Origin of the sequence: Streptococcus mitis SK564 (genome assembly GCF_000148525.1) — a bacterium.
Lineage (GTDB): Bacteria > Bacillota > Bacilli > Lactobacillales > Streptococcaceae > Streptococcus > Streptococcus mitis_H.
In genome coordinates, this window is sequence record NZ_AEDU01000019.1 from 79,817 (window position 1) to 97,266 (window position 17,450).

The 17,450-nt window shown below is 37.8% G+C and carries 16 protein-coding genes and 2 pseudogenes; 16 read left to right on the forward strand and 2 right to left on the reverse strand.

What is annotated here, in order from left to right:
• Positions 1–164: 164 nt before the first annotated feature.
• Positions 165–1,148: a choline-binding protein CbpJ gene (gene cbpJ, locus SMSK564_RS09130; RefSeq protein WP_000771125.1), complete on the reverse strand. Its 984-nt coding sequence runs from the start codon at positions 1,146–1,148 to the stop codon at positions 165–167.
• A gap of 86 nt (positions 1,149–1,234) precedes the next feature.
• A pseudogene (locus SMSK564_RS13695) lies at positions 1,235–1,318 on the reverse strand (PhrA family quorum-sensing system peptide); the annotation flags it as partial.
• A 191-nt stretch (positions 1,319–1,509) separates the two neighbouring features.
• Here SMSK564_RS13695 and SMSK564_RS09140 point away from each other — a divergent pair.
• From SMSK564_RS09140 to SMSK564_RS13700, 16 genes and pseudogenes are all read left to right on the forward strand, one after another.
• Positions 1,510–2,373, forward strand: a complete 864-nt coding sequence (locus tag SMSK564_RS09140) for a helix-turn-helix domain-containing protein (RefSeq protein WP_001093625.1) — start codon at positions 1,510–1,512, stop codon at positions 2,371–2,373.
• A 305-nt stretch (positions 2,374–2,678) separates the two neighbouring features.
• Positions 2,679–3,299 carry a hypothetical protein gene (locus tag SMSK564_RS09145; protein WP_000839913.1) on the forward strand — a complete coding sequence of 207 codons (621 nt, stop codon included), beginning with the start codon at positions 2,679–2,681 and terminating at the stop codon, positions 3,297–3,299.
• An 84-nt stretch (positions 3,300–3,383) separates the two neighbouring features.
• Positions 3,384–3,827 carry a tRNA (adenosine(37)-N6)-threonylcarbamoyltransferase complex ATPase subunit type 1 TsaE gene (gene tsaE, locus SMSK564_RS09150; RefSeq protein WP_000288240.1) on the forward strand — a complete coding sequence of 148 codons (444 nt, stop codon included), beginning with the start codon at positions 3,384–3,386 and terminating at the stop codon, positions 3,825–3,827.
• A complete protein-coding gene (locus SMSK564_RS09155; protein ID WP_000455548.1) occupies positions 3,817–4,335 on the forward strand; it encodes a GNAT family N-acetyltransferase in 519 nt (172 codons plus the stop codon). The genes tsaE and SMSK564_RS09155 overlap by 11 nt, the downstream gene beginning before the upstream one ends.
• 7 nt (positions 4,336–4,342) lie before the next feature.
• Positions 4,343–5,359 carry a glycopolymer--peptidoglycan transferase LytR gene (gene lytR / locus SMSK564_RS09160; RefSeq protein WP_000591839.1) on the forward strand — a complete coding sequence of 339 codons (1,017 nt, stop codon included), beginning with the start codon at positions 4,343–4,345 and terminating at the stop codon, positions 5,357–5,359.
• 85 nt (positions 5,360–5,444) lie between these two features.
• Complete coding sequence (locus SMSK564_RS09165; RefSeq protein WP_000642682.1) at positions 5,445–6,701, forward strand: competence/damage-inducible protein A; 1,257 nt, start codon at positions 5,445–5,447, stop codon at positions 6,699–6,701.
• 54 nt (positions 6,702–6,755) lie between these two features.
• Positions 6,756–7,922 (forward strand): recombinase RecA, encoded by a 1,167-nt coding sequence (gene recA, locus SMSK564_RS09170; RefSeq protein ID WP_001085449.1) that lies wholly within the window; start codon positions 6,756–6,758, stop codon positions 7,920–7,922.
• A gap of 114 nt (positions 7,923–8,036) precedes the next feature.
• Complete coding sequence (locus SMSK564_RS09175) at positions 8,037–9,407, forward strand: MATE family efflux transporter (RefSeq protein ID WP_001036260.1); 1,371 nt, start codon at positions 8,037–8,039, stop codon at positions 9,405–9,407.
• 375 nt (positions 9,408–9,782) lie between these two features.
• Positions 9,783–10,733, forward strand: a complete 951-nt coding sequence (locus SMSK564_RS09180; protein WP_000401883.1) for an N-acetylmuramoyl-L-alanine amidase family protein — start codon at positions 9,783–9,785, stop codon at positions 10,731–10,733.
• 522 nt (positions 10,734–11,255) lie between these two features.
• Positions 11,256–11,600, forward strand: coding sequence for a helix-turn-helix domain-containing protein (locus SMSK564_RS09185; RefSeq protein WP_001056000.1), 345 nt, complete (start codon positions 11,256–11,258; stop codon positions 11,598–11,600).
• Between the two features lie 12 nt (positions 11,601–11,612).
• Complete coding sequence (locus tag SMSK564_RS09190; protein ID WP_309598780.1) at positions 11,613–12,359, forward strand: ImmA/IrrE family metallo-endopeptidase; 747 nt, start codon at positions 11,613–11,615, stop codon at positions 12,357–12,359.
• The gene (locus SMSK564_RS09195) at positions 12,352–12,900 is read left to right on the forward strand and encodes a PIN domain-containing protein (protein WP_000204076.1); all 549 of its coding nucleotides are present in this window, start codon (positions 12,352–12,354) and stop codon (positions 12,898–12,900) included. Before SMSK564_RS09190 ends, SMSK564_RS09195 begins: the two co-directional genes overlap by 8 nt.
• A 285-nt stretch (positions 12,901–13,185) precedes the next feature.
• Positions 13,186–14,181 (forward strand): hypothetical protein, encoded by a 996-nt coding sequence (locus SMSK564_RS09200; RefSeq protein ID WP_001101191.1) that lies wholly within the window; start codon positions 13,186–13,188, stop codon positions 14,179–14,181.
• A pseudogene (locus SMSK564_RS0102595) lies at positions 14,171–14,635 on the forward strand (hypothetical protein); the annotation flags it as partial. The gene SMSK564_RS09200 and the pseudogene SMSK564_RS0102595, both read left to right, overlap by 11 nt.
• A 30-nt stretch (positions 14,636–14,665) precedes the next feature.
• Positions 14,666–14,926, forward strand: coding sequence for a hypothetical protein (locus SMSK564_RS09205; RefSeq protein ID WP_004236774.1), 261 nt, complete (start codon positions 14,666–14,668; stop codon positions 14,924–14,926).
• Between the two features lie 763 nt (positions 14,927–15,689).
• Positions 15,690–17,450 (forward strand): YSIRK-type signal peptide-containing protein (locus SMSK564_RS13700; RefSeq protein ID WP_000473602.1); only part of this gene is annotated, 1,761 nt, incomplete at its 3' end.

Genomic DNA, 17,450 nt, shown 5'->3' on the forward strand with positions numbered 1-17,450 from the left:
CTTTCTCATTCTTAGCTTTTCTTCAACCTACTACAGTAGATAAACATACTGAATAGCTACTGTCTTGACTCATTTAATTCTTAAAAATTGATAGAGTTGACAAATGGTAGAAAAAAGCTCTTTTTACTAAGTTAAGTATCAACTACAGTTACGATTAGCATTCGTTACCGAACCCATTCGCCATTATAATTGACAGAATAGCCATCTACAGTGGTATTCACTGCCAAATCACCTGAGCTATAAGCATAGTACCATTTGCCATTGACCTGGAACCAACCTGTCTTCATATCACCATTTTTATTATCTAAGTAATACCATGTTGAACCATCTTGATACCAACCAGTTGTCATAGCTCCTGATGAACGAAGGTAGTACCAACGGTTACCAACATATACCCAACCTGTCTTCATATCACCATTTTTATTATCTAAATAATACCAAGTTGAACCATCTTGATACCAACCAATTGCCATTGCACCTGATGAACGGAGGTAGTACCACTTATTGCCAATTTGCTTCCAACCAGTTTGCATGATACCAGTTTCTGAATCTAGATAGTACCAAGCTGAACCATCATTTATCCAACCTACACGTCTTTCACCACCAAGATTCTTATTCCCAGAATTTCCTGTTTTTGCTAGGTAATACCAGTTAGATTGATCATAAAGCCAACCTGTCTTTAAATAATGATCTTGATCAAAGTAGTAGTATGCTAATTTAAGAACTTCGGGACCTTCCCAGCCTTCACCATGTTTTTTCCCAACGGTTAAGGAATATTTTAGCTCTAATTCTTGCCAACCAACAAACTCTTGTAGCACTCCATTTTCGTCAAAGTAGTACCATTCTGGCATTGGGGAACCTTCTAATCTGATACCATTAGGGTAAGGACCAATTGTATATCCTTTAACTGGCATTGGAATGTACTGCCAACCAATAACCATTTCGCCATTATAATCAAAATAATAGGTCTTCCCATCAATCACTCGCCAGTCCGTTTCTTTGAGGTCCCCCTTTTTGTAATAGGTTCTACCGTTTTCTTGGACAAACTGCCATCCATCAGAGTTATCTGCAAATACTGTATTCGTAGCTAGCAAACCAAAGAAAATTACTGTTAGTCCAGCTTGCATAGTTTTTTTCAAAAGTTTCATTTATATATACCTCCAATATTAAATTAACACACCAGATGAGGAGAAGTTATAAACCTTACCAATTGTTTATTCTTCTGAATAAACTATTGATAAGGAATTGTATTACTAAACATAAAAACACCTAGTAATGCAAATGTAACTATTTTTTTAATTCCACGTTTTTTTCTCATGCAGTGAAACCCCTTTCTGTTTCCTTGTTTTTATTTTAACATATATATATTATTCAGTCAAGTATTTTTATTTTGTTTTGAACTTTTTTTTATTATTATTACCATAAAGAATTATTTATTTCTTTAACTTGCTATTTTGAACTAAAAATTTTATAATGAAATTAAGCAAATAGGAAGGATTATTATCTTTAATGAATACACTCGCAGAGAAATTCAGATTGAAAAGAAAAGAGTTGAGACTCTCCCAACAAACTCTTGCAGAAGGAATTTGTGAACAAAGCCAGATTAGTAAAATTGAGAGAGGACATTTCATTCCCTCCGCAGACCTTTTGTTCAAACTCTCCCAACGACTCGAAGTGCCATTAGATTATTTTTTTAATGAACAAATTGAAATTAAATCTAACCTCTCTAATTTCAAGCAATTATCTGCTCGACTATTAGATGACAGAAATTATGACAATTTGGAATATATTTATAGAATAGAGATTGAACGAAGTACTTTTCTAACACTAGAAGACCGAACTTACCTTGAATGGATTGAAGCTATTATTGACTTCTATCAATATGACAGTAAGTGTGAGGCTATTTCTTCATTGGAAAATATATTATTAAAAGTTTCTTCAAATACTCTGATTTATTTAAAGGCCTTGAATACTCTATCTAATTTCTATTCCTTAGTGGGTCGTGAACAAGAATATGAGGCAAACTACTCTCATTTAATGGAGTTATATCAGACAAAAAATTTTGAGCATCAAGAGTTTTTATTTGGCTACATCAGAGTTCGTTACAATTACGCTCACTACCTAGTGTCAAAGGAAAAATATAACGAAGCCATCCAAGAAGCTCTTGAGACGATTGAACTCTGTAAACAAAGACAGACAAGCTACCAACTGGCTCCTCTACTTATTCTTGTAGGAAATGCTGGAGCCAAATTTCTAGACAAAGAACAAGTCAAAAATTATTATATAGAAGCAAGAGAGTTATGTAAGATTTATAACAATCCTTTAATGTTGATGAAGATAGAAAATTATTTGAAGGAATTAGATACTGTTTAGTTAATCTTGACATTATAGTTTTTCTGAAACGTTAAATAACCTGTAAGGCTGATAGTGAAATGAATACTATCAGCCTTATTTCAAGTTTATATTCTTCGAAAATCTCTTCAAACCACGTCAGCTCTATCTGCAACCTCAAAGCAGTGTTTTGAGCAACCTGTGGCTAGCTTCCTAGTTTGCTCTTTGATTTTCATTGAGTATTAGTCTCTGGTGTTTGTTTAGCGTCTAAAAGAGACATTTGAGAAGATTAGAAACAGTTCTCTCTTTTCTCCTAGTATAATGATTGGTAGGAAGGGAGAGAAAAGATGAAATCAATGAGAATCTTATTTTTGTTAGCTTTAATTCAAATCAGTTTGAGTAGCTGTTTCCTATGGAAGGAATGCATCTTGTCCTTTAAACAAAGTACAGCTTTTTTCATCGGAAGTATGGTCTTCGTTTCAGTAATCTGTGCTGGAGTAAATTATCTTTATACCCGTAAGCAAGAAGTCCATAGTGTCCTAGCCAGTAAGAAGTCGGTGAAGCTTTTTTATAGTATGTTACTCTTAATTAATTTGTTAGGAGCTGTTCTTGTCTTGTCAGATAACTTGTTCATCAAAAATACGCTGCAGCAAGAATTAGTTGATTTTTTATTGCCATCCTTTTTCTTTCTATTTGGGCTAGATTTGTTGATTTTTTTACCCTTGAAAAAATACATGCGCGATTTTCTTGCTATGCTAGACAGAAAAAAGACAGTATTGGTGACTATTTTAGCAACACTTCTTTTCTTAAGAAATCCAATGACCATTGTCTCACTTCTGATTTATGTTGGACTGGGTTTGTTTTTTGCAGCCTATCTTGTCCCAAATTCTGTTAAAAAGGAAGTTTCCTTTTATGGTCATATTTTCCGAGATCTTGTATTGGTCATTGCTACGCTCATTTTCTTTTAGAGCAAGCCTATTTTTGTGGATGTTATGATGGTAAGTTTAGCAGGAAAATAGACACAAAAGAAAAGTTTTTGGTATAATAAGAGTATGTACACAAAAAATGAAGAAGAGCTGCAAGCCTTAGGGGAGCGTTTGGGTCATCTATTAGAAAAGAATGATGTTTTAATCTTAACTGGAGAACTTGGAGCAGGCAAAACGACCTTTACAAAAGGACTTGCTAAAGGTTTACAGATTTCTCAAATGATTAAAAGTCCAACCTATACTATCGTAAGAGAGTATGAAGGCAGACTGCCACTTTATCACCTAGATGTTTATCGTATTGAAGGAGATGCGGATTCTATCGATTTGGATGAGTTTCTCTTTGGTGGCGGGGTGACTGTCATCGAGTGGGGGAATCTTTTAGGTGATGCCTTACCAGATACTTATTTAGAGTTGGAAATTCTAAAAGAAGAAGACGGTCGCAGATTAAACTTCAAAGCCAAGGGTTTGCGTGCAGAAAAACTCTTAAAGGAGCTTCAACATGGAGTATGAGTTGCTCATTAGGGAAGCAGAAGTTGAAGATGCGGCTGAATTAGTATCATTTTTAAATCGTGTCAGTGTAGAAACAGATTTTACCAGTCTGGACAGGAATGGCATTTTGATGACAGATACTGAGATGGAGTTGTTTTTGGATAAACAGGCTCACTCTGAAAATCAAATCACTTTACTGGCCTTGCTGAATGATGAAATTGCTGGTCTTGTGAATATCACAGCTGATCAACGCAAGAGAGTTCGTCATATTGGAGATCTCTTTATTGTGATTGGTAAGAAGTATTGGAATAATGGACTAGGAAGTTTGTTACTTGAAGAAGTCGTAGAATGGGCGCAGGCTAGTGGCATTCTTCGTCGACTTCAACTAACTGTCCAAACTCGCAATCAGGGCGCAGTTCATTTATATCAAAAGCATGGCTTTGTAATTGAAGGTAGACAAGAGCGCGGTGCGTACATAGAAGAAGGGAAATTTATAGATGTTTACCTGATGGGTAGACTGATAGATTGATAGAAATATGATTAAAAAAATTATTGGAATGGTGCTAGCTTTTCTAGCTGTGACAGTTTTGGGTGTCGGTGTTTTTGCTTATACTATTTATCAGCAAGGCACACAAACCTTATCAAAGACCTATAAAAAAATCGGAGAAGAAACCAAGGTTATTGAAGCAACAGAGCCTTTGACCATTCTGTTAATGGGGGTTGATACTGGGAATGTAGAGCGTACAGATCAGTGGGCTGGAAATAGTGATTCCATGATTCTCTTGACTGTCAATCCACATACTAAGAAGACCATGATGTTGAGTTTGGAGCGTGATATCCTGACTAAAATTCAACATAAAGATGGTAGTATTGAAGAAGCGAAGTTAAACGCTGCCTATGCTGGTGGTGGTGCAGAACTTGCTATAGAAACAATTCAAAAGATGATGAATATCCATATCGATCGCTACATTATGGTTAATATGCAAGGATTACAACAATTAGTCGATGCAGTGGGAGGTATTACGGTCAATAATACACTAGGTTTCCCGATCTCTATCAGTGACCAAGAAGAATTTAACACCATTTCTATCGGTGTTGGAGAGCAGACAATAAATGGAGAAGAAGCGCTTGTTTATTCACGCATGCGTTATCAAGACCCAGAAGGAGACTACGGACGTCAGAAGCGTCAGCGTGAAGTCATTCAAAAAGTTGTTGAAAAAGTTCTTAGTTTGAATAGTGTCAGTCACTACCAGTCTATCTTAAAAGCCCTAAGTACTAATATGCAGACCAATATTGATTTGTCTGCAAAAAGTATCCCTAACTTGCTAGGCTATAAAGATTCATTTAAAACCATTGAAACACAACAGTTGAAGGGTGAAGGGGAGATGCTACAAGGCGTTTCTTATCAAATTGTTACGAGAAGCCATATGTTGGAAATGCAGAATCTTTTGAGACGTTCTTTGGGACAAGAAGAAGTCACTCAGCTTGAAACAAATGTTGTCTTATTTGAAGATTTATTTGGACGAACACCTGTTGGTGACGAAGACAATTAACTTTCTTGATACAAATAAAAAATTAATCGTGGGAAATTTCCTGCGATTTTTTCAAAAAAATACGAATAGATAGGTAGGAGGAAACATGAAAGCAGAAATCATTGCTGTTGGAACAGAGATTTTGACAGGGCAGATTGTCAATACCAATGCTCAGTTTTTGTCGGAAAAACTAGCAGAGATTGGGGTGGATGTTTATTTTCAGACGGCTGTAGGAGACAATGAAGCTCGTCTATTATCCCTGCTTGAGATTGCCAGTCAACGTAGCAGTCTGGTGATTTTGACAGGTGGTTTAGGGCCGACTGAGGACGATTTGACAAAACAAACTCTGGCTAAATTTTTAGGGAAGGAATTAGTCTTCGATCCTCAGGCACAAGAAAAGTTAGATGTATTTTTCGCCCAGAGACCAGACTATGCCCGAACACCGAATAATGAAAGACAAGCTCAAATTGTAGAAGGTGCGACTCCACTGCCAAACGAAACAGGACTGGCTGTGGGAGGAATATTGGAAGTCGATGGAGTGACCTACGTTGTCCTTCCAGGTCCACCAAGTGAATTGAAACCCATGGTCTTAAACCAACTTCTACCCAAGTTGATGACAGGGAGCAAGCTGTATTCCCGAGTTCTTCGTTTCTTTGGAATTGGCGAAAGTCAGTTGGTGACCATTTTGGCTGATTTAATTGATAATCAAACCGATCCGACCTTGGCCCCTTATGCCAAGACAGGAGAAGTCACTCTGCGTCTGTCAACAAAAGCTAGCAGTCAAGAAGAGGCGAATCAAGCGCTGGATATCTTAGAAAACCAAATCTTGAATTGCCAAACTTTTGAAGGCCTTTCTTTACGAGAACTTTGTTATGGTTATGGGGAAGAGACTAGTTTAGCCAGCATTGTGGTAGAAAAGCTGAAAAGGCAAGGGAAAACTATCACGGCTGCAGAGAGTTTGACGGCAGGGCTTTTCCAAGCTAGGGTAGCGGATTTTTCAGGAGCTTCAAGTATATTTAAGGGTGGTTTTGTAACCTATAGCTTGGAGGAAAAATCAAAGATGTTGGATATTCCTGCCAAGGATTTGGAAGAACATGGTGTGGTGTCTGCATTTACAGCTCAGAAGATGGCTGAGCAGGCACGAATCAAGACCCAGTCTGATTTTGGAATGAGTTTGACTGGAGTGGCAGGGCCAGATAGCCTAGAAGGACATCCAGCTGGGACAGTCTTCATAGGCTTGGCTCAAGAGCATGGAACTGAAGTTATCAAGGTTAATATTGGAGGCAGAAGTCGAGCAGATGTGCGTCACATTGCGGTTATGCATGCCTTTAACCTAGTTCGCAAGGCTTTATTAAGTGACTAACTTTTGATATAATAGTAGATAGGTCTGAGGACCATTAGAATGTAGGAGAATAGAATGGCGAAAAAACCAAAAAAATTAGATGAAATTTCAAAAAAATTCGGGGCAGAACGTGAAAAAGCCTTGAATGACGCTCTTAAATTGATTGAGAAAGATTTTGGTAAGGGTTCAATCATGCGTTTGGGGGAACGTGCGGAGCAAAAGGTGCAAGTGATGAGCTCAGGTTCTTTAGCTCTTGACATTGCCCTTGGTTCAGGTGGTTATCCTAAGGGACGTATCATCGAAATCTATGGGCCAGAGTCATCTGGTAAGACAACGGTTGCCCTTCATGCAGTTGCGCAAGCGCAAAAAGAAGGTGGGATTGCAGCCTTTATCGATGCGGAACATGCCCTCGATCCAGCTTATGCTGCGGCCCTTGGGGTCAACATTGACGAATTGCTCTTGTCTCAACCAGACTCGGGAGAGCAAGGTCTTGAGATTGCAGGGAAATTGATTGATTCAGGTGCTGTAGATCTTGTCGTGGTCGACTCAGTTGCGGCCCTTGTACCTCGTGCGGAAATTGATGGAGATATCGGAGATAGCCACGTTGGTTTGCAGGCTCGTATGATGAGCCAGGCCATGCGTAAACTTGGTGCTTCTATTAATAAAACCAAAACAATTGCCATCTTTATCAACCAATTGCGTGAAAAAGTTGGAGTGATGTTTGGAAATCCAGAAACAACTCCTGGTGGACGTGCTCTGAAATTCTATGCTTCAGTGCGTTTGGATGTTCGTGGCAATACACAAATTAAGGGAACTGGTGACCAAAAAGAAACCAATGTTGGTAAAGAAACTAAGATTAAGGTTGTAAAAAACAAGGTAGCTCCACCGTTTAAGGAAGCCGTAGTTGAAATTATGTACGGAGAAGGAATTTCTAAGACTGGTGAACTCTTGAAGATTGCAAGCGACTTGGATATTATCAAAAAAGCAGGGGCTTGGTATTCTTACAAAGATGAAAAAATTGGGCAAGGTTCTGAAAATGCTAAGAAATACTTGGCAGAGCACCCAGAAATCTTTGATGAAATTGATAAGCAAGTCCGTTCTAAATTTGGCTTGATTGATGGAGAGGAAGCGTCAGAACAAGATACTGAAAACAAAAAAGATGAAGCAGCTCAAGTAGACTCTGTGAATGAAGAAGTAACTCTTGACCTAGGCGATGAGCTTGAAATCGAAATTGAAGAATAAGCTGTCAAAGTAGTGGAGAAATCCACTGCTTTTTCGATTCTTTGTTCAAGAATTCAGATTGCCTATAGTTTGCTGTTTCTTGTCGCTCCACTAGAAAGTTGATATAATAGCCTTATGAATAAAAAACGAACAGTGGATCTGATTCATGGTCCGATTCTTCCCTCGCTCTTAAGTTTCGCCTTTCCAATCTTGCTGTCTAATATTTTTCAGCAACTCTATAATACTGCTGATGTCTTGATTGTTGGACGATTTCTTGGTCAAGAATCCTTGGCTGCAGTAGGAGCGACGACAGCGATTTTTGACTTGATTGTAGGTTTTACTCTTGGTGTTGGCAATGGCATGGGAATTGTCATTGCCCGTTATTATGGAGCTCGGAATTTCACTAAAATCAAGGAAGCAGTAGCAGCAACCTGGATCTTAGGTGCTCTTTTGAGTGTTGTAGTGATGCTGCTGGGCTTTCTTGGATTGTATCCTCTCTTGCAATACCTAGATACCCCTGCAGAAATTCTTCCCCAATCCTATCAATATATTTCTATGATTGTGACCTGTGTTGGTGTCAGTTTTGCCTATAATCTTTTTGCAGGCTTGTTGCGGTCTATTGGGGACAGTCTAGCTGCCCTTGGATTTTTGATTTTTTCTGCCTTGGTCAATGTAGCTCTGGATCTCTATTTTATTACGCAATTGCATCTGGGAGTTCAATCCGCGGGGCTAGCTACCATCATTTCGCAAGGCTTATCAGCGGTTCTCTGTTTTTATTATATCCGTAAGAGTGTGCCAGAACTTTTGCCTCAACTCAAGCATTTCAAATGGGACAAGGACTTATACGCGGATCTCTTGGAGCAAGGTTTGGCTATGGGCTTGATGAGTTCAATTGTGTCCATCGGCAGTGTGATTTTACAGTCTTCTGTTAATACCTTTGGTGCTGTAATTATTAGTGCCCAGACGGCGGCTCGCCGCATTATGGCCTTCGCCCTTCTTCCCATGACCGCTATTTCTGCATCAATGACGACCTTTGCCTCTCAGAATCTTGGGGCTAAGCGACCAGACCGCATTGTTCAAGGTCTTCGAATCGGCAGTCGTTTAAGTATGTCCTGGGCAGTGTTTGTTTGTGTCTTCCTCTTTTTTGCCAGTCCAGCCTTGGTTTCTTTCTTGGCTAGTTCGACAGATGCTTACTTGATAGAAAATGGAAGTCTCTATCTGCAAATCAGCTCAGCTTTTTATCCTATTTTGAGTCTCTTACTGATTTATCGCAATTGTTTGCAGGGCTTGGGGCAGAAAGTCCTTCCTCTAGTTTCCAGCTTTATAGAACTAATCGGGAAAATCGCTTTTGTGGTCTTGATTATCCCTTGGGCAGGCTATAGAGGAGTTATTCTTTGCGAACCTCTAATCTGGGTTGCCATGACAGTTCAACTGTACTTCTCATTATTCCGTCACCCCTTGATAAAAGAAGGCAAGGAAATCTTGGCAGATAAAGTAGCATCCTAGCTCGATTTGCTGAATAAAATCCATTTCCTCTAGTGAAAATCGAAAAAACTTGTGCTGTCATCTTTAGTTTGGTCTTGAAAACAGTTTAACAGACTTTTGACTTCTTTTATATGATATAATAAAGTATAGTATTTATGAAAAGGACATATAGAGACTGTAAAAATATACTTTTGAAAAGCTTTTTAGTCTGGGGTGTTATTGTAGATAGAATGCAGACCTTGTCAGTCCTATTTACAGTGTCAAAATAGTGCGTTTTGAAGTTCTATCTACAAGCCTAATCGTGACTAGGATTGTCTTCTTTGTAAGGTAGAAATAAAGGAGTTTCTGGTTCTGGATTGTAAAAAATAAGTTGTCTTAATTGATAAGGAGTAGAATATGGAAATTGATGTGAGTAAATTAAGAACAGATTTGCCTCAAGTCGGCGTGCAACCATATAGGCAAGTCCATGCTCATTCCACAGGCAACCGTAACTCAACGGTGCAAAATGAGGCTGACTACCATTACAGAAAAGATCCTGAATTGGGCTTCTTTTCTCACGTAGTCGGTAATGGTCGTGTTATGCAGGTAGGACCTGTTGATAATGGTGCCTGGGACGTTGGGGGCGGTTGGAATGCAGAAGGTTATGCACAAGTTGAACTGATTGAAAGTCATGAATCAAAAGAAGAGTTTCTGATTGACTATCGCCTCTATATCGAACTCTTGCGCAATCTAGCAGACGAGGCTGGGATACCTAAAACGCTTGATACTGCTGATTTAGCAGGTATCAAGACACACGAATACTGCACCAATAACCAACCCGATAATAACTCAGATCACATTGACCCCTATCCTTATCTTGCCAAATGGGGTATTAGCCGTGAGAAGTTTAAGCAGGATATTGAAAACGGCTTGACGATTGAAGCAGGATGGCAACAGAACGATACTGGCACCTGGTATGTACACTCAGACGGTTCTTATCCAAAAGATAAGTTTGAGAAAGTAAATGGTACTTGGTATTACTTTGACGGTTCAGGATATATGCTTGCAGACCGTTGGAAGAAGCACATAGACGGCAACTGGTACTGGTTTGATCAGTCAGGCGAAATGGCTACAGGCTGGAAGAAAATCGCTGAGAAGTGGTACTATTTCGATGGAGAAGGTGCTATGAAAACAGGCTGGATTAAATACAAGGAGACTTGGTACTATCTTGATAGTCAAAATGGGGACATGGTTTCCAATGCCTTTGTCAAATCAAATGATGGATGGTATTACCTTAAAGAAGATGGTACGATAGCAGAAAAACCAGAATTTACAGTCGAGCCTGAAGGCTTGATAACAGTAAAATAATAATGGAATGTCTTTCAAATCAGAACAGCGCATATTATTAGGTCTTGAAAAGCCTTAATAGTATGCGTTTTCTGATGGAGATATTTACTTCAATTTTTGCTACTATATTAAATAAAAATCAAACTATAAAGTTATTCTCAAATAAAGTCTAATACTCTTTGAAAATCTCATCAACCAGGTCAGCTTCCATCTGCAACCTCAAAACAGTGTTTTGAGCTGACTTCGTCAGTCTTATCTACAACCTCAAAACAGTGTTTTTAGCAGCCTGCGGCTAGTTTCCTAGTTTGCTCTTTGATTTTCATTGAGTATAAATTTGACAATGTAAACCGAGTCGGATAGCTTTAAGTACTGTTTTGAGGTTGAAGATACGATTTTTGATAGGAACTCATCAAATAGGTTTAATATCATCAATTTTGGATTTTTAAGCAGCACCAATAAATTGCTTTCTTGTTTTGTCATAATTTTTTTATTTTAAAAATTGACTTTATGACAAGAGTGTGCTATTCTTTTTATGAGAGGTGTATGAATATGATAAATGTATGTGATGTTGGAAAAAGAATAAAAGAACTTAGAATATCTTCAAATCTTACTCAAGATAAGATTGCTGAATATTTGTCTTTGAATCAAAGCATGATTGCCAAAATGGAAAAAGGTGAAAGGAATATCACGTCGGATGTTATTGAGAAACTATCTGCCCTATTTTGTTGTACGGTTGAATATCTTTTGTTTGGCGAACAAGCTGAACAACAGTGTGTCATATCGTTTAGAAAAAATAAAATAGTAGACCAAGATCTTAAAGTTTTAGCGAAAATCAATAAAATTGTATTGAATCAATTTGAGATAGATCAGCTATTGGAGACAAAATAAATGATTGATAAAATGGATTTAAGTAATAAAGCTTCAAATCTTAGAAAAAAGTTGGGAGCTGATGGTGAAGCGCCGATAGATATTTTTAAATTGGTACAAAAGATAGAAAATTTGACGCTGGTATTTTATGGACTCGGAAAGAATATTAGCGGAGTCTGTTATAAAGGAACTCAGTCAAGTCTCATTGTAATCAATTCAGACATGTCATTAGGAAGGCAAAGATTTTCTTTAGCACATGAACTGTATCATCTTTATTATGATGAGGTGAAGAAGAGTTCAGTCAGTTTTATTTTGATTGGTGAAGGAGATGAAACTGAAAGAAAAGCGGATCAGTTTGCTTCTTATTTTTTAATTTCCCCATCTTCACTGTATAGGATGGTTGAGGAAATAAGAGAAAATGCCAATAGAACTCATCTTGAAGTAGAAGATATTATAAAATTAGGTCAGTTTTATGGTATCAGTCATAAAGCTATGTTATATAGATTGAGGAATGATGGATACCTTGACGCAGAAGAAATTAAAAATATGGATATTAGTGTTATAGAGACAGCTTCAAGATTAGGCTATGATACAAGTTTATATCGTCCTTTGTCAGAAAGTAAAAAGGAAATGGTATTAGGACACTATATTAAATCGACTGAACAACTTTTAGAAAATAACAGAATTTCGCAAGGGAAGTATGAGGAACTGCTACTAGATGCTTTCAGATATGATATTGTATATGGGCTAGATGAAGAGGGGGAGTTGTCGTTTGACTAGTCGTGTATTTATTGATACAGATTGTATTTCAGCATTTTTATGGGTTGGCACTGAATATCTTTTAGAAAAGCTCTATTCGGGTAAAATTGTTATTCCACAAGAGGTGTATGATGAAATCAATATACCTACAATCCCCCATTTAAAATCTAGGATAGACCAGTTGGTAGCTAAGGGTTCGGCTGAGATTGTGAGCATAGACATTGGAACTGAAGAATACGAATTATATAGAAATTTAACAAGAAATCATGATAGTAACAAGGTTATTGGTAAGGGAGAAGCGGCTTCTATTTCCTTAGCGAAAAAGCATAATGGGATATTAGGAAGTAATAACCTAAGAGATGTTAAACCATATGTAGAAGAATTTTCTTTAGAACATATGACAACAGGAGATATACTGGTTGAAGCGTTTCAAGAGCAATTTATTACTGAACAAGAGGGCAATCATATCTGGAATAATATGCTTAAAAAGAGAAGAAAAATTGGTGCAAATTCATTTTCAGACTATCTTCGTGGAAGTGTTCATCAAAATAGACAAAAATAAATTTGGATAAATCGAACTCACTATTCAGGAGGAATATGAGCAATTCGAAGAAGAAAAGTGTCAAATTGAGCCTATAGGAGTAGAAATGAAATAGTAAGTCCTGCATAGTGGATGAGAGAAAAGTTCTCCTTGAGGTTTCCCCTGAACTATCAGTCTTATGTTAAACGATATGTAGGGTGATGTGAGAGGGGATAGCGAGTAGTTTTTGGTTATTTTATCAAAAAACTTGTATTTTATCATACTGAATGATAAAATGTAATAAAAATGATAGAATAAGGGAACGCCATGAATGTCAAAAAGATAATGTCGATTTTTCAATCCTTTTATGTTGATGTCAGTATTGAGGAACTGACTTTGACTTTACCAATCAGTTTTGTAAAAAGGTTTGAGTACACTCAACTGACTTTTCATAAGGAATCATTTTTATTGATTAAAGAAAAGAGAAGGGGGAGTTTGAGTTCATTTGTTACTCAGGCTCGCACTATGGGTAAGAAAGCCAATATGAATGTTGTTTTGGTGTTTTCAAAGTTATCAGACGGCGAAAAAAAGCAATTACTTCAAGCTAGAATCCCTTTTGTCGACTTCAAGGGAAACCTCTTCTTCCCTCCATTGGGACTAGTACTGAGTGCGGATGATACTGAAGTCCCTAAGGAATTAACACCTAGCGAACAATTAACATGGATTGCCTTTTTATTGACAAAAGATCAAAAAGTAGTAGATGTTGATTTGCTTTCACAAGTCACTGGACTTCCAAACTCAACAATTTATAGGTGTTTGAGGACTTTTAAAACTTTAGATTGGTTAAACAAGCAAAATAAGATTTACACATATACGGTGTCAAAGAAAGAATTATTCTTAAAATCCGTGTCATGTTTATTTAATCCCATCAAAAAACGGATTTTATTGCCAGATGGCGATATAAAGCAGATAAAATCTGTTTCTAACCTTCTATATGGTGGTACTTATGCTTTATCGCATTCAACTTTTTTAGCTGAAACGGATGAAAATACTAGCTATGTCATATGGCAGAGAAAATTCAATCAGTTATCCTTGCCACTTTCTCAGCATGTTTTAAAAGGAAAGATGCTAGAGATATGGAAATATCGTCCTTTTGTATCTGAGTTTTGGAATGATTTTAAAAATAATCATGATAAACAATTTGTAGATCCGATTTCTCTTTATTTGACCTTAAAAGATGATGGTGATCCACGTATAGAGGAAGAGAGTGAAGTACTAGAAAATATGATATTACAGTATCTGGGAGAAGATGATGCCAGCTAATACGAAAGCTATTTTTCAAGAAATGTTTGCGGATTTTAAGGACTATTATGTTCTGATTGGGGGAACTGCTACCTCTATTGTATTGGATTCGCAAGGATTTAAAAGTCGCACAACAAAAGATTATGATATGGTCATCATTGATGAACTAAAAAATAAGGAATTTTATAATACCTTGAATCATTTTTTAGAATTGGGAGAGTATCAAGGAAGTCAGAAAGATGAGAAAGCGCAGCTTTTTCGATTTACAACAACTAAACCTGAGTTTCCTTCTATGATTGAACTATTTAGTATCTTACCACAATATCCATTAAAGAAGGATGGTCGAGAAATTCCCTTACATTTTGACCAAGATGCTAGTTTATCAGCCTTATTATTGGATGAAGATTATTATAATATATTGGTGCATGAAAAAGATACCATTCAGGGGTATTCGGTATTGAGTAATCGTGGTTTGATTATTTTTAAGGCTAAAGCTTGGCTGGATATGAGAGAGCGTTCTGCTACAGGTGCTCAAGGTTTGAGTAAGTCCATTAAAAAACATTTGAATGACATTACCCGTTTGACAGCTTCCTTGCTAGGAGATGAAAAGTTATCGGCTATAACATCAAGTAGTGCAGTAAAAGCAGACATGCACCGTTTTGTGATAGAATTAGAGCCTGTGAAGTCAACTATTCCTCAAAATGATGACATTTCATTGGATCAAAATGAAATTTTTGAAATTCTGAAAAATTTTCTGGATGGTTAAAATAATTGTAGCCAGATAGCTATATTGAATTTGTCTATCACTGGAAACTAGGCAAAACTTCAATTTCAGGAGAAAGTGAAGTCAATCTGCCCACAATCAAACGTATAGTATCAAGGTTTTTCAAGACCTGATATTATGAGTTTTTTGCTTTTCAAAACTTTTTGCCCAGTCTTTGTTTTTGCCCAGTCTTTGTTTTTACCCTCTAGTTACTTGATTTGTTTCAGGTGGTTTTTATACTCTTCCAAAATCTCATCAGCCCTGTCAGCGTCGCCTTGCCGTAGGTATCTTACTGACCAAGCTAGTGATGGACTTAGAATAGGTGATTTGGAGCGTCCTAGCGGCTAGGAAATGTTGATCATAGTCCTTTGATGAGGATAGGGTGTAACACTCAACTGTTGAACTAATTGATAGGAAGGGAATTACTATAAAATACTCAGGTTTCTATCATATATTTCGAAATGTGTGTGTAATTAAAATGTAATAATATCGTAACAATGGTGCAGAGGATGTTGTACATATATAAATGTAGTATAACTATTGTATCTTTGTTAAAAAATAGGCTGTACCAAAAGGTTTTATACCCCCGTGCATATATATATATATAATGCCGCTTTTTTCTTGCATTTTCTGACTCTATACTATCAGCGAGGGGGTTGATTTGTATGTCAGAAGTGTTAGTATAGAGTTGATATATTATCGTCTGTCGGCTTTTTGCGCGCTTTCTAAGCTCAGGGAAGCTCTCAGGCAAGGAAAGGATTCACTTATGTTCAAGAAAAAGAATGATGGTAATGGAGAGAAAATTTTCCGTTATTCAATAAGGAAGTACCACTTTGGTGCTGCCAGCGTTGCCGTTGCGGCGCTGATGTTTTTTGCCAATGGGACAGTACAGGCGCAAACGCCTGATATTTCTCCAGCTACAGAGAGCGAAGTGGCTAGAACCAGTGATGTTATAAGTTCTTCCTCGGATGGGGCTGAGGCTTTAAGCGAAAAAACTTCTGGTAAAAATCCCAACCAGCTAGAGTCTTCTACCCAAGGCAATCAAGAAAGTTCAGATAAAAACAAGTCTCTAGTAAAAGATAGCGAAGAAGGTAAGAAAGAGAATCAAGCAGAGGCAATCAGTATAGTTGTAGATAAGTCGCTTGCCCAATCTGCTCAAACTAGTCTACAAGCTTTACTTGCCAATCTGACTCTGGATTCTATGAAAGAACTTCATGCTCGTGTAGAGGAAAGTCTAGCAAGAGCTAAAGCTGTTCTTGATAATCCAAACTCCAGTCAAGAGGAGGTTAATGCCCAGGTTCAAGTCATGAAAGCCTTGACTGAGGAGGTTAACAAGGCTTTGGCTGGTGGACTCACATCCCCAGCTCAGCTTGGGGAAGGAGGGAGCGCGACTACAAGTGAAGTAAGCCCAACTCCCAGACGGGGGCGAGGTCGCAGAGGACAACTAACCCCTCCTGCAATGCTAGCACCAGCAGAAAATCAAGAAATCAAAGAAACGACGGAGGAAGTTACAGACTACACAAATGGTCAGGGGAGCTATCCTTTATCAGAAAAAATCCATACTCTCCTCCAAGAACTGAAGATCAGCACTGAAAATCCAGAACAAGTCCAAAAACTCAAGGAAGCCTACGATAAACTCAACGAAGCATTGGGGCAATCAGAAAATGGGCTTGTCAATCAGGAGGTCTTTAATGCTGCACTTGAGGAGTATAAAAAGTCAGTCCAATTAAAGAATGGTGTTGAAAAAAGTAGTAGCGACATTCCTAAATCTAGGAAAGAGAGAGCTACTGACAATTCCTTGAAAATAGGATTCGGTAAGGGGACTACTAGGAAGCCAGTGTACAGTGATGAGACCGTAAGAACATTACTTACAGGTGAAAGTGTAGGGAATAACCTCCGAATAACTGTCAAATCTTTCAGCGGCAAGAATATTAGAAAAATTGAAGTAACAGGTCTAGAGGGTACGGGATTAAGAGCAACAGGATTAACTGTTACAAATGAATTGGCATATGTAGATTTAGTAGGAAGAGTGCCAGCCGATAGGCATGGTTACACTAATATAACGGTTGTCGCAACAGATAGTTCAGGAAATACAAATCAGAATATACTAACTATTGCTAGACCATTACCTGATGCGGAAATTACAACAACTACTAAGGAGTTAGAAGGTAAAGCCGAGACTAAGCCGATAATTTCGGGACGACTTGGTGTAAATGCAGAGCCTTCTCGTTTACCAGGTGATGCTGACTTGATGGCTTATTTAGTACGTGGTGGTTCGACTAATCCTTATAGCTTTAACAATGAGGCTCAGGGATATCATACTATAGCAAAGACACGTATCTCTACATCTGGAACTTTTCACTTTGTTCCGTCTGACTACCGAGATCAAAAAATTGGAGAAGAATCGGTAAGAGTAGTGGTTGCTTATGTCCATAGAGGGACAGATACTGTCTATTCTGAAGGAATGAAGTCTGGATTCTCAAGAAATAGCGTTAGAGCTACAGCACCGATTGATAGGGATGGGGCC

What these genes read in the sequence shown, in the direction of transcription:
- SMSK564_RS09205 (WP_004236774.1), top strand. Translation starts at nt 14,666, where the DNA reads ATGAGAGAGCGTTCTGCTACAGGTGCTCAAGGTTTGAGTAAGTCCATT.
- SMSK564_RS09140 (WP_001093625.1), top strand. Translation starts at nt 1,510, where the DNA reads ATGAATACACTCGCAGAGAAATTCAGATTGAAAAGAAAAGAGTTGAGA.
- SMSK564_RS09155 (WP_000455548.1), top strand. Translation starts at nt 3,817, where the DNA reads ATGGAGTATGAGTTGCTCATTAGGGAAGCAGAAGTTGAAGATGCGGCT.
- tsaE (WP_000288240.1), top strand. Translation starts at nt 3,384, where the DNA reads ATGTACACAAAAAATGAAGAAGAGCTGCAAGCCTTAGGGGAGCGTTTG.
- cbpJ (WP_000771125.1), bottom strand. Translation starts at nt 1,148, where the DNA reads ATGAAACTTTTGAAAAAAACTATGCAAGCTGGACTAACAGTAATTTTC.
- SMSK564_RS09200 (WP_001101191.1), top strand. Translation starts at nt 13,186, where the DNA reads ATGAATGTCAAAAAGATAATGTCGATTTTTCAATCCTTTTATGTTGAT.
- recA (WP_001085449.1), top strand. Translation starts at nt 6,756, where the DNA reads ATGGCGAAAAAACCAAAAAAATTAGATGAAATTTCAAAAAAATTCGGG.
- SMSK564_RS09165 (WP_000642682.1), top strand. Translation starts at nt 5,445, where the DNA reads ATGAAAGCAGAAATCATTGCTGTTGGAACAGAGATTTTGACAGGGCAG.
- SMSK564_RS09185 (WP_001056000.1), top strand. Translation starts at nt 11,256, where the DNA reads ATGAATATGATAAATGTATGTGATGTTGGAAAAAGAATAAAAGAACTT.
- SMSK564_RS09180 (WP_000401883.1), top strand. Translation starts at nt 9,783, where the DNA reads ATGGAAATTGATGTGAGTAAATTAAGAACAGATTTGCCTCAAGTCGGC.
- lytR (WP_000591839.1), top strand. Translation starts at nt 4,343, where the DNA reads ATGATTAAAAAAATTATTGGAATGGTGCTAGCTTTTCTAGCTGTGACA.
- SMSK564_RS09190 (WP_309598780.1), top strand. Translation starts at nt 11,613, where the DNA reads ATGGATTTAAGTAATAAAGCTTCAAATCTTAGAAAAAAGTTGGGAGCT.
- SMSK564_RS09145 (WP_000839913.1), top strand. Translation starts at nt 2,679, where the DNA reads ATGAAATCAATGAGAATCTTATTTTTGTTAGCTTTAATTCAAATCAGT.
- SMSK564_RS09175 (WP_001036260.1), top strand. Translation starts at nt 8,037, where the DNA reads ATGAATAAAAAACGAACAGTGGATCTGATTCATGGTCCGATTCTTCCC.